12 protein-coding genes are annotated in these 11,951 nt (G+C 74.4%); 10 read left to right on the top strand and 2 right to left on the bottom strand.

Features of this window, described 5'->3' with window-relative positions; all coding sequences use genetic code 11:
- From AB0881_RS13045 to AB0881_RS13005, 9 genes are all read left to right on the top strand, one after another.
- On the top strand, positions 1-1,147 hold a 1,147-nt coding region (locus AB0881_RS13045; protein WP_366616749.1), incomplete at its 5' end, for a CU044_5270 family protein.
- Positions 1,148-1,270: 123 nt separating this feature from the next.
- Positions 1,271-1,888 (top strand): RNA polymerase sigma factor, encoded by a 618-nt coding sequence (locus AB0881_RS13040; RefSeq protein ID WP_366616748.1) that lies wholly within the window; start codon positions 1,271-1,273, stop codon positions 1,886-1,888.
- Positions 1,885-2,901: a CU044_5270 family protein gene (locus tag AB0881_RS13035; RefSeq protein WP_366616746.1), complete on the top strand. Its 1,017-nt coding sequence runs from the start codon at positions 1,885-1,887 to the stop codon at positions 2,899-2,901. Before AB0881_RS13040 ends, AB0881_RS13035 begins: the two co-directional genes overlap by 4 nt.
- A gap of 198 nt (positions 2,902-3,099) precedes the next feature.
- A complete protein-coding gene (locus AB0881_RS13030) occupies positions 3,100-4,095 on the top strand; it encodes an ABC transporter substrate-binding protein (protein WP_366616744.1) in 996 nt (331 codons plus the stop codon).
- Positions 4,088-4,888: an ABC transporter ATP-binding protein gene (locus AB0881_RS13025; RefSeq protein WP_366616742.1), complete on the top strand. Its 801-nt coding sequence runs from the start codon at positions 4,088-4,090 to the stop codon at positions 4,886-4,888. Before AB0881_RS13030 ends, AB0881_RS13025 begins: the two co-directional genes overlap by 8 nt.
- A complete protein-coding gene (locus AB0881_RS13020; protein WP_366616740.1) occupies positions 4,878-5,675 on the top strand; it encodes an ABC transporter permease in 798 nt (265 codons plus the stop codon). Before AB0881_RS13025 ends, AB0881_RS13020 begins: the two co-directional genes overlap by 11 nt.
- Positions 5,675-6,502 (top strand): ABC transporter permease, encoded by an 828-nt coding sequence (locus AB0881_RS13015; RefSeq protein WP_366616738.1) that lies wholly within the window; start codon positions 5,675-5,677, stop codon positions 6,500-6,502. The genes AB0881_RS13020 and AB0881_RS13015 overlap by 1 nt, the downstream gene beginning before the upstream one ends.
- Entirely contained in the window at positions 6,495-7,730 is a 1,236-nt protein-coding gene (locus AB0881_RS13010) for a cytochrome P450 (protein ID WP_366616736.1), read from the top strand. Before AB0881_RS13015 ends, AB0881_RS13010 begins: the two co-directional genes overlap by 8 nt.
- 4 nt (positions 7,731-7,734) lie before the next feature.
- Positions 7,735-8,973 (top strand): phenylacetate--CoA ligase, encoded by a 1,239-nt coding sequence (locus tag AB0881_RS13005; RefSeq protein ID WP_366616735.1) that lies wholly within the window; start codon positions 7,735-7,737, stop codon positions 8,971-8,973.
- Positions 8,974-8,994: 21 nt separating this feature from the next.
- Here AB0881_RS13005 and AB0881_RS13000 read toward each other — a convergent pair whose 3' ends face one another.
- Positions 8,995-9,600, bottom strand: a complete 606-nt coding sequence (locus tag AB0881_RS13000; RefSeq protein WP_366616733.1) for a TetR family transcriptional regulator — start codon at positions 9,598-9,600, stop codon at positions 8,995-8,997.
- Positions 9,601-9,711: 111 nt separating this feature from the next.
- On the opposite strand from AB0881_RS13000, the gene AB0881_RS12995 reads away from it, so the two are divergent.
- Positions 9,712-10,539 (top strand): mycofactocin-coupled SDR family oxidoreductase, encoded by an 828-nt coding sequence (locus AB0881_RS12995; protein ID WP_366616731.1) that lies wholly within the window; start codon positions 9,712-9,714, stop codon positions 10,537-10,539.
- 6 nt (positions 10,540-10,545) lie between these two features.
- On the opposite strand, the gene AB0881_RS12990 is transcribed toward AB0881_RS12995, so the two are convergent.
- On the bottom strand, positions 10,546-11,949 hold the full coding sequence (locus AB0881_RS12990; protein ID WP_366616729.1) for a cytochrome: 1,404 nt from the start codon (positions 11,947-11,949) through the stop codon (positions 10,546-10,548).
- Positions 11,950-11,951 lie beyond the last annotated feature (2 nt).

Raw genomic sequence — 11,951 nt, 5'->3', positions numbered from 1 at the left:
GCACGATCGCGAACCGGTAGTCGCCGCGCCGCTCCTCGACCGTCGCCGTCCCCGTCACGAACTCCGCGTCCGTCGCGGCTTCGCGGTGCCGCTGGCGAGCCTGGCGGCGACCGCCGCCGTGGCCGCGGGCGCCGTCGCCGTCGTGTCCCAGCCGGACGGCGCCCCGGAGGAGAAGGCCGTGGCGCAGGGCGGGAACGTCCTGCTGGTCGCCGCGGCCAACGCGCAGAAGGCGCCGGCCGGCAAGTACTGGCACGTCAAGAGGGTCAGCGGCGAGATCTACGCGGTCGGCGGCAGCGCGGCGGACCACTACAAGGTCGACTCCCGGCAGGGCGGCGAGGGCTGGGCGGAGCGCGGCGGCAAGGCGATCTGGGCGCACATCGAATACTCCGACGTCCCGCTCACGCCCGAGGACGCGCGGAAGTGGCGCGCGGCCGGCTCTCCCAAGTGGGCGAACATCCCGAACTCGGAGGGCGGCGATGAGCAGATGAAGCTGGACATGGCGACGCCCACCCAGCAGGGCACGCCGGCCTGGTACCCGGCCGACGACCGCTACTTCGGCCTGACGGCGGCGCAGATCGCCGCGCTGCCCACCGAGCCGGCGGCGCTGGAGCGGTCGCTGCTGGACCTCAAGGGCGACTGGCACGCGTACTCCGAGAGCCGCCAGTCCGAGCCGATCCGCGCTCTGCGCGGCCCGGAGCGGGTCCGGGCGCTGAGCGAGGTGACCCGGACCCTGCTGTCCACGGCGCCCGCCCCGCCGAAGGTGCGCGCGGCGGCGTTCCGGATGCTCGCCGCCCAGCCCGGGGTCAGGGCCGAGGGCAGGGTGACCGACCCGGCCGGCCGCCCCGGCACGGCGGTCTCGCTGCCGCTGGAGACGACCGTGCCGCTGGGGCTCTACACCGCGCCGAAGCAGCTCGGCACGTACCGGCGCCAGCTGATCGTCGACCCGGCCGCCGGGACGCTGCTGGCCGTCCGGGACCTGGTCGCGACGCCGCCCAAGGGCAGCCGGAAGCTGCCCGCCGGTGACGACGGCAGGCCGCGAAGCCTGAAGGCCGAGAACATGCCCGACCGGTTCCACCGCCCGGGCGAGCTGGCCGGGTACGAGGTGTACCAGGTCACCGAGTGGACGAACGCCGAACCCAGGCGCTGATCCCGCCCCGCACCGTGCCGCCCGTGCCGCCCGCGACGCACCGTCGCGGGCGGCACGCCCTTTCCATCCGAAAAGGATCAGAATGTGGGGGAACCGAACGGGCGCACCGGACACAAGCAGGTCATGACCAACGAACCCCCCGCGGACGCGGAGTTGTGGGGCCGTGCCCGGAACGGCGACGAGCGCGCGTTCGGCGAGCTCTTCGACCGGCACTCGCGCACCGTCTACAACTACTGCTTCCGCCGAACGGCGGACTGGTCGGCGGCCGAGGACCTCACCTCCGTGGTCTTCATGGAGACCTGGCGCCGGCGGTCCCAGGTGCGGCTCAGCGCGGACTCGCTGCTGCCCTGGCTCTACGGGGTCGCCGGCAACGTCCTCCGCAACCACCGCCGCAGCCTGCGCCGGCACGGTGCCGCCCTGGAACGCGTGCGGGCGCTGCCGGCCGCCGTCGACGACGCCGCTGCCGCCGCCGCCCGCCTCGACGCCGAGCACGAGATGCGCGCGGTGCTCGACTCGATCAGGAGGCTGAACCGCAAGGACCAGGAGGTCCTCGCGCTCTGCGTCTGGGAGGGCCTCGGGTACGCGGAGGCCGCCGCGGCGCTCGGCGTACCGGTCGGGACCGTGCGGTCGCGGCTGGCCAGGGCGCGCAAGCGGCTCCGCCAGGGCGCGGAACCGGCCCGGGCGGACGGACACAGAAGGGGCGACCGGCCCACGACGCTCTACACGGAGGAGGCCTCATGATCGACCAGACGCCCCCCATGCCGCCCGCGCGGCAGGACATGCCCGCCGGCCGCCACGCGGCCCGGCGCACCGCGCTGATGACCGAGATGAGCACCCGCCGCCGCGCCCCGGGACACCGGCTGCTGTTCGCCGGCCTCGGCGCGGCGGCCCTGGCCGGCGGGGTGGCCGCGGCCCTGGTCGCCGTACCGGACGCCGCCCCCGGCACGGACCCGGACGGCGGCCCCACCATGGTCGTCCCGATGAGCGCGCCGCAGGTCCTCGACCGCGCCGCCGAGACCGCGGCCAGGGAGGCCGAGCCGCGCCCGGGCCAGTACATCTACCGGGCGGCCGAGTCGCGCGGCTTCGACACGCCCACCGTGGTCCGCGAGCAGAGCTGGTACTCGGTGAACGGCAAGGGCATCGGCCTGAAGATCGAGGGGGGCCAGCGGTTCTGGGTATGCGAGGCCATGGCGCGGCCCGCTCCGGCCAAGGCGCCCGCCGACTGCGGGAACGACCCGGCCTACCGGCGTGACCTGCCGATCGACGTTAAGGCCATGCGCGCCTACCTCTACCAGAAGGCTCCGGGTCCCATGCCGCCGGACGTGCGGGCCTACAGCTTCGTGCACGAGATCGTCTCCGGTGCCCGGCTGGCGCCCGCCGCGCAGGCGGCGATGTTCAAGGCGACCGGGACGCTGCCCGGCGTGAAGCTCGTCGAGACGACCAAGAAGCACATCGCGGTCGGCCAGACGTGGCGCGGCGTCCGGGAGGAGCTGCTGTTCGAGCCCGGGACCTACCGCTTCCTCGGCACCCGCACCGTCGCCGACCCCGACCGCTCGTTCCAGCCCAAGGGCGGCAAGGACGTCGCGGACCCGAAGGACTTCTCGGACCCGGAGGCGCGGGCGAGGGCGTCGAAGGAGGGGAGGACGGCGCGGTACGGCGCCGACCAGAGGCCGGGCACCCCGCTGCTCTCCTGGATGATCACCGACCAGCGCGTCGTGGACGCCATCCCGCCGGAGCAGCTGAAGAAGCCCTGACACCGCACACCGTGTACCGCGTGCCGCGGGCGGCCGCCGCCCTCGCCTCGCCCGGCGAGGGCGGCGGGCTTTCGGCGCGCATTGGCCACTTGAGGACTCCCGGCCGCGCCACGCGGCCCGGGGGCATCGACAAGCGGGCGAGTTGCGGGGACGCTCGTGACGGGTGGCGACGCACGACATCGAGCGAGAGGACTCGGGATGCGTCGAGGGTGCGCGATTCTGGCCTGCCTTGCGCTGTGCGCCGCGGGATGCGGCGGCGACGGGGACGGGAACGAGGGGACCCCCACGATCCGGATGGGGTGGGGCGTCCCGGCCGAAGAGATCAAGTACGTCATGCAGGCGAACCCGAAGGCGGCCCCCAACCTGGGGACCTGCTACAAGATCGAGTGGAGGCAGTTCGCCGGGACCGCGCCCGGCGTGCAGGGGCTGGCCGCCGGCACGCTGGACGGCGCCACGGTCGGCGGGCTCTCGGTGGCGAACGGCCTCGACAAGGGCGCGGACATCGTCATCACCGGCGAGTTCATCGAGGAGCGCCGGTCCCACTTCTCCACCGCGTACATGGTGCCGAAGTCGATCAAGGCGCCCGCGGAGCTGGCGGGCAAGACCGTGTCGACGGTGGCGGTCAGCGCCTCCACCGACTACGTCCAGGACTACTACCTCAAGGCGAAGGCGGGGCTGGAGCCGGACAGGGACTACAAGAAGGTCGAGGTCCCGTTCGGGCAGGTGGTGGAGGGGATCGAGGCGGGGCGGTTCGTGTTCGGCACGTTCCCGCAGCCGTTCTACTCGCAGATCTCCGCGACCGGGCGCTACCACCCGCTGTTCCGGGTGGTGGACGTGATCGACCCGTTCGTCCAGCTGCTCCAGGGGTTCCGCGGCGAGTTCGTGAAGGACAACCCGCGGGCGGTGAAGTGCTTCATGGACGACTTCGCCGCCGTCGCGAAGTACGTCAACGACCCCGCCAACCGCGACGCCGTGATCGCGGCGAGCGCCAAGGCCACCAAGATGCCGCCCGACCTGCTGAAGAGGTTCCTGCTGACCAAGGACGACTTCTACCGTCCGGCGGGCGCGGCCATCAGCGTCGGGGCGCTGCAGCGGCAGTGGGACTTCTTCCACAAGCAGGGCGCGTTCGGCAAGAGCCTCAAGGTGAAGGACCACCTGGCCGACGTGTCGATCACCGACGGGTCCGGTGCCTGAGGGCGGCGCGCCGCCGCCGAAGGTGCGCGCGGAGGGCGTCGGGAAGGTGTTCGCGCGGCGCGGCCGCGACCCGGTACGGGCGCTGGAGTCGATCGACCTGACCGTCGGCCCCGGCGAGTTCGTCTCGATCGTGGGACCGTCCGGGTGCGGCAAGTCGACGTTCCTCTACATCGTCGGGGGCTTCGTCGGCGCGTCCAGCGGAACGGTCCGCTGCGACGGCGAGCCGGTGCGCGGCCCGGGGCCGGAACGCGGGATCGTCTTCCAGGAGTTCGCCCTGTTCCCCTGGAAGACGGTCCTGGGGAACGTCGCGTACGGCCTCGCCCGCCAGGGGGTCGGGCGGGCGGAGCGGCTCGAACGGGCCCGCCGCCACCTGGAGACGGTGAACCTGCGGGGCGTGGAGCGGCTCTACCCGAAGGAGCTGTCCGGGGGCATGAAGCAGCGCGTCGCCATCGCCCGCACCCTCGCCACCGACCCGGACCTGCTGCTGATGGACGAGCCGTTCGGCGCGCTGGACGCGCAGACCCGCGCCGTGCTCCAGGCGGAGCTGACGAGGATCTGGGAGCGCACCCGCAAGACCGTGCTGTTCGTGACGCACTCGGTCGAGGAGGCGATCTACCTGTCCGACCGGATCTACGTGTTCTCGCACCGGCCGGCGCGGATCAAGGCGGTGCTGGACGTCGGGCTGGAACGGCCCCGCGACCGGGAGCGGATGCTCGCCGATCCGGCCTACCCGGTGCTGCACCGCAAGATCTGGGACCTGCTCCGCGACGACGGAGAGGACGATGGCGACTGAGCCGGCCGGGGGCGCCGGGACGGCCCGGGGCGGGCCGGCGGCCCTGCTGCCGCCCGCGGCGGGCGTGGCGCTCCTGCTGCTGGTGTGGGAGGTCGCGCCCCGGCTCGGGCTGGTCCGGCCGACGAGCGTCCCGCCGTTCAGCGAGGTGCTCGGCGAGATCGGCGCGGTGCTGACCGATCCGGCGTTCGGCTCCGAGGTCGCCGGCTCGGCGTACCGGTGGGGGCTCGGCTTCGCGCTGGCCGTGCTGATCGGGGTGCCGCTCGGGGTCGTGATGGCGCGGTCGCGGCTCGTCCGGCACGCCGTGGAGCCGGTGCTGACGATGAGCTACCCGGTGCCGAAGGTGGCGCTGACGCTGATCCTGGTGCTGCTGTTCGGCGCCGGGACGACGTCCCGGGTGATCATCGTGGTGCTGGCCTGCCTGATCCCGATCGTGATCGCGAGCTTCCACGGCGCGGGCGCGGTCGAGCCGTGGCTCGTCTGGTCGGCGCGCGGGCTGGGCGGCGGCCGGATCGGGACGCTGGCGCGGGTGGTGCTGCCCGCCGCGCTGCCGCAGATCCTGTCCGGGGTGCGGATGGCGATCGGCGTGTCGATCTTCGCGCTGATGGCGGCCGAGCTGATGATCCGCCAGTCCGGGATCGGCGCGTACCTGTTCACCTACTACGACCACGGCGACACGTTGCGGGTCTGGGCGACGGCGGCGGTCATCGCGGCGATCGGGTTCCTGCTGGACGCGGTCTACGTCCGGGCCGTCCGGCGCGGGCTGCCGTGGCTGGAGGGGGAGATCTGATGGTGGCGCGGCCGGTCCCGGCGTCCCTGGTGGACGCGCGGCGGCGCCGCGGGCCCGCGGGCGCCGCCGTGAAGGCGTTCGTGTACGCCTACCCGGTCGTGCTGGTGCTGGTCGCGTGGGAGGCGGTCGCGCGTTCCGGGCTGTTCACGGCCTTCACGCTGCCGCCGCCGGGACGCGTCTGGGAGCGGGCGCGGGCCATGTGGGACGACGGGACGCTTCTGGACGCGAGCACGGTCACGCTGGGCCGGATCCTGCTGTCGTTCGGCCTGGCCCTGGTCGCGGGCGTGACGCTGGGCCTGCTGATGGGGCGGGTGCGCGCCGTACGCCTCATGTTCCGTCCCGTCGTGTCGTTCCTGTTCCCCACGCCCAAGGTGGCGATCTATCCGGCGCTGGTGATCCTGTTCGGGCTCGGGACGGCGTCCAAGGTCGCGATGGGCTTCGCCGAGGCGGTGTTCCCGATCCTGCTGGCCACCATCGCCGCCGCGTCGCGCGTCGAGCCGCGCATGGTGTGGTCGGCGGCCGGGCTGGGCACGTCCCGGGCGGGGATCCTGGTGCGGGTGGTGCTGCCCGCCGCGCTGCCGGGCATCCTGACCGGCGCCCGCATCGGCCTGGTCGGGGCGATCAGCGGCGTGTTCGTCGCCGAGCTGATCGTGGCCGCCGACGGGCTCGGCCACGCGATGGCGATCGGCTACCGCACGCTCGCCACCGCCGACATGTACGTGGCGGTCGTGCTGATCTGCGCGATCGGGTTCGTCCTCGACCGCCTGTTCCTGCTGGTACGCGCGCGGCTGCTGGCCTGGAGCCCGGAGGGGAGCGCCGATGGCTGAGCCGGACGCCGCGTCCGCGTCCGCGGGCGCGGGCGCGCTGCTGCGGTGGCTGCTGAGCCCGGCGGGGCTGCGCGACCCGTACCGCGTCCACCGCGAGATCCGCGCGGCGGCCGATGCCGGGCGGCCGCCGCGGCGGGTGCTGTTCCGGTACGGGGACGTCCGCGCGGCCCTCCAGGACCGGGAGCTGCGCGCGGACCGGGTGTCGGCGATCCTGCGCCCGCTGCCGCCGCCCGCCCGCGCCGAGGCGGCCCTCCTGGAACGGACGCTGCGCGACATCGTCGTCTTCAGGGACCCGCCCGCGCACCGGCGGCTGCGGCACCTGCTGGCGCGCGCGTTCACCCCCGCCGTGGTCGAGCGGGCCGGGCCCGCCATCGCGGCCGAGACCGACCGGCTGCTGGACGCCCTCGACATCGGCGGCGTCATGGACTTGCACCGCGACCTGACGTACCCGCTGCCCGCGATCGTGGTCGCCGCGCTGCTCGGCGTTCCGGCGGCGGACCGGGACGCCTTCCGCGCGTGGGCGCGCGATCTGGTCCTGGTCGTCGGCTCCGGCGCCCTCACCCCGGCCGCCGCCCGCCGCGCCGCCGCCGGCGCGGCCCGCATGCGGGGGCTGGTCGCCCGGCTGGCGGCCGAGCGCGCGGCCGACCCGGGGCCGGACCTGCTCAGCGCGATGATCGAGGCCACCGGCGACGGGGACCGGCTGACGCCCGCCGAGCTGGCCGCGAACGCGCTGTTCCTGATGACCGCCGGCCACGAGACCGCCACGAACATGCTGAGCAACGGCGTGCTGACCCTGCTGCGCCATCCCGGCCGGCGCGAGCTGCTGGCCGGCGACCCGTCGCTGCTGGCCGGCGCGGCCGAGGAGATGCTCCGCTACGAGAGCCCCGTCCAGATCGCCGCCCGCGTCGCCGACCGCGACCGCGAGCTGTGCGGCCTGGAGCTGAAGGCGGGCGACCCGGTCGTCCTGCTGCTGGGCGCCGCCAACCGCGACCCGGACGCGTTCCCCGACCCGGACCGCTTCGACATCACCCGCTCGCCCAACCCGCACCTCGCGTTCTCCCACGGCGCGCACTTCTGCCTCGGCGCGGCGCTGGCCCGTGCCGAGGCGGCGGTCGTGCTGCCCCGCCTGCTCGAACGCTTCCCCCAGCTCCGGCTCGCCGAGGACGACGTCCCCTGGCAGCCGACGCTCGACTTCCGCGGCCCCGAACGGCTACTGGTAAGGCGGTGACGCCATGACGTCCCCACGACCGCTGGACGCCCGCGCGCTGCGCGAGGCGGTCGAGCGCGCCCACGCCGGATCGGCGTTCCTGCGGGCCAAGCTGGACGCCGCGGGCGTGCAGCCGAAGTCGATCGAGGGCGCGGACGACCTGGCGCGGCTCCCGTTCACCACCAAGCGGGAGATCCGGGACACGCACTTCCTGGAGTACGCGGCGGTCCCGGCCGAGCGGATCGTCCGGATCCACGCGTCGTCCGGCACCACAGGGCGGCGCACCATCTGCGCCTACACCGCCAAGGACGTCGAGGACTGGGTGGAGATGACGGCCCGCAGCTTCGCCTTCGCGGGCGTGACCTCGCACGACCGGGTGCAGGTGATGACGGGGTACGGGCTGTGGACGGCGGGCGCCGGCATCCAGGCGGGCGTCGAGCGGCTCGGCGCGCTCGCGGTGCCCACCGGGCCCGGAAACACCGAGACGCAGCTGGAGATGATGCGCGAGGCGGGCACGACGGTCATGTGCGCGACGTCGTCGTTCACCCTGCTCATCGCGGAGCTGGTGGAGCGGCGCGGGATCCGCGGCGACCTGTCGCTGGGCACGGCGGTCACCGGCTCGGAGCGCTGGGGCGACGGCACCCGCGCGCGGATCGAGTCGCTGCTCGGCGTGCGGACCTACGACCTGTACGGGTCGACCGAGCTGTGGGGGCCGGGCACCGGGATCGAGTGCGCGCGCCGGGACGGCATCCACGTCTGGGACGACCACTTCCACGCCGAGGTCGTCGATCCGGACACGCTGGCGCCCGTCCCGCCCGGCACGGTCGGCGAGCTGGTGGTCACCACGCTGTCCAAGGAGGCCACCCCGCTGATCAGGTACCGCACCCGGGACCTGACGTACCTCTACTCCGGCCCGTGCCCGTGCGGGAGCCCGTACCCGCGGATCGGCCGGATCGTGGGACGCTCCGACGACCAGGTCAAGGTACGCGGCGTGATCTTCCTCCCGGCGCAGGTCGACACCGTCCTGGCCGAGGTGGCCGGCGCGGGCCCGGAGTTCCAGGCGCACATCACGCGGGACGGCGACGGCCGCGAGGAGCTGACGATCCGGGTGGAGGGCGGCGACCGGCCGGGCCTGGCGGCGGAGCTGGCGCGGCGGCTCCGCGAGCGGATCGGCGTCCGGGTCGCCCTGGACCTGGTCCCGGAGGGCTCGCTGCCGCGCAGCGAGCGGAAGACCCGCCGGGTCTTCGACCACCGCGACCTGTGACGCCCGCGCGCCGCCGGCCGGTCACTCCGGGCGGGGGACCAGGAGCGCGAGCATGCGGCCCAGGATGTCCGGCAGGTCCTCGTCCGGGTGGGCCAGCCAGTACTCGTGCGCGGCGAGCGTGGCGGCGAGCACGGCGTGCCCGGCGGCGATCGCCACCAGGTCGCCGGGGCCGGTCCCGCGGCGCGCGGCCACGAAGTCGGTCGCGATGCGCCGCCATTCGGCGTGCCGCGCGGCGGCCTTCTCCTGGACCGCCGGGACGCCGAGGAGCAGCCGCGCCCGGTGCAGCGCCCACGTCCGGTGCTCGGGCGGATGGTGCAGGGCGCGGGGCGCCGCGCGGCGGAGCGCCGCGTCGTACGGCTCGCCGGGCGGGGCGGCGGCGAGCTCCGCCCGGAAGCGGGCGAACTCGGCCGCCGACTCGACCCAGAGCACGTCGGCCTTGGTGGAGAAGTAGCGGAAGAACGTGCGGCGGCTGATCCCGGCGGCCGCGGCGATGTCGTCGACCGACGTCTCCTCGAAGCCCCGGTCGAGGAACAGCCGCTGCGCGATCTCGGCGAGCGCGTGCGCGCTGGTCAGCGCGGGGCGTCCGCCGCGGTCGGCGCCTGGCCGGCGCGGTCGGGGTGGGGGCATGCCCCGATGGTCGCACGCGGTGCCCGCGCCGGTGCCGACGGGATCCTGGACTTATGTCACTGTGCGCCATAACCTCCGGGAGAACCCTCGGATCGGGCACGGGAGACGGATATGGGCAAGCTGGACGGCAGGGTCGCGTTCATCACCGGAGCGGCGCGGGGCCAGGGCCGCAGCCACGCGGTACGGCTCGCGGGCGAAGGCGCCGACATCATCGCGATCGACACCACGGCGAAGGTCGGCAGCGTCCCCTACCCGCTGGCCACGGCCGGGGACCTGGCCGAGACCGTCCGGCTGGTCCAGGCCACCGGCCGCCGGATCGTCGCCCGCGACGCCGACGTCCGCGACTCGGCGGCGCTGGCCGCCGCCGTCGAGGCCGGGGTCGCGGAGTTCGGCCGGCTCGACATCGTCCTGGCGAACGCCGGCATCTCCGCCCCGGCCCCGACGCTGGAGATGAGCGACCAGACCTGGCAGGACATGATCGACATCAATCTGACCGGGGTGTGGAAGTCGCTCAAGGCGTCGGTCCCGCACATCGTCGCCGGCGGCCGCGGCGGCGCCGTCGTCATCACCAGCTCGCTCGCGGCGATCTACGCCAACGAGAACACCGCGCACTACTCCGCGGCCAAGGCCGGGCTGGTCATGCTCATGAAGGTCATGGCCAAGGAGCTGGCCCCGCACCGCATCCGGGTCAACACCGTCCACCCGACGACGGTCGCGACCGACATGATCCTGAACGACGCCACGTACCGGCTGTTCCGCCCCGACCTGGACGACCCGGCGCGCGCCGACTTCGAGGAGGCGGCGCGCGCCCTCAACAAGCTCCCGGTCGCCGCGCTCGAATCGGAGGACATCTCCAACGCGGTCCTGCACCTGGTCTCCGACGACGCCGCGTACGTCACGGGCGCCACCCACGTCATCGACGCGGGCGGCTCCCTGTGAGGGGCGTCAGGAGCGCTGCCTGAGCAGGGTGCGGACGAGGCGGGCGAGCGCGGACTGGGTCCGCGGGCCGGGCCCGGCCGCGGTCTCCGCCGGCCTGTCCGCTCCCGTACGGGGCGCCGCCTGTTCCGCGGCGGCGGCGGGCTGCTGGCGCAGGCGGTAGCGCACCGGCAGCGAACTCAGGCCCCGCATGAGCGCGGACGAGCGCCACGGGAGATGGTCGGCGGGCAGGCCCAGCTCCAGCTCGGCCATCCGCTCGAAGAGGCGCTCCACGGCGATCGTCGTGATCGTGGTGGCGAGCTCGTCGCCGGGGCACCGGTGCGGGCCGGCGCCCCACGCGAGGTGGGCGCGGGAGCTGTGCACCGAGTGCGGGTCCAGCGCGCCGGCGAAGCCCGGGTCGGCGTGCGCGGCGGCCACCGACGGCATGACCGGGTCGCCGGGGGCGATGGCCACGCCGCCGAGCCTGGTGCCGGTCGTGGCGAAGCGCAGCGTCAGGTTGGTGTTGGGCGGCTTGGCCATCGCGGCCCGGTTGACGGTCTCGTGCAGCATGCCGCCGGCCAGGCTGGCGCGGACGCCGGCGTCGCCGGTGACGACCTCGACGATCGTGTTGCAGATCAGCAGGCTGGTGAAGTCGCCGAGGGTGCTGATCAGGTTGACCACTTCCATGGCGACCTTGTCGGTGCCGAGCCCGGGGGCGGCGGCCAGCATCGCCGAGGGCACGTCGTCGCCGGGATTCCCGACCCGGGTCTCGACGACCTGGCCGATCGCGGTGGTCAGCCGGCTCATCGCCCCGGCCGCGTCGGGTCCGGCGTCGACCACCCGCCAGGTGTCGATCAGCGCCTCGTCGGTGGTCGCGTCGATGCCGATCAGCCGGTTGCACGCCACCAGCGTCAGCGGCCGCGCGTACTGGGCCGCCAGGTCGGCGAACCCGGTCGGCCCGCCCTCGGCCAGCAGCGCGAGCAGCTCGTCGGCGTGGCCGCGGATCTCGTTCTCCAGCCGGCGGGCCTGCGGCTGCGTGCGGTCCTGGAACGGCTTCAGCCCCGCCGCCCACGCCTCCCGCAGCTCGGCGTGGCTGCGGCCCTCGTGGAACGGCACGCCGGGGTTCAGATGAACGGTCAGCAGCGGCCAGTCCGCGGGGATCTCCCCGTGCACGTAGGCGCGCCAGTCGTTGATCCGCTTGCTCCACAGCCCGTTGTGGTTGCGCAGCACGGACAGGACCTCGTCATAGCCGAGCGCCATCCAGACCGGCACCCCCATCAGCAGGATCGGGGCGACACTGCCGTACTTGCCGCGCAGCCGCTCGTAGACCGGCGCCGGGTCGTTGTCGAACTCGCGGGTGAGCAGCTCTTCGGTCGCCGACGCCTGGAGCCGTCCGGCGGGAAAGGGGGTGATGGGGGGCATCTGAGGGTCCATGT

Origin of the sequence: Spirillospora sp. NPDC029432 (assembly GCF_040703975.1) — a bacterium.
GTDB lineage: Bacteria > Actinomycetota > Actinomycetes > Streptosporangiales > Streptosporangiaceae > Spirillospora.
This window is presented reverse-complemented; position numbering and strand designations above follow the sequence as displayed.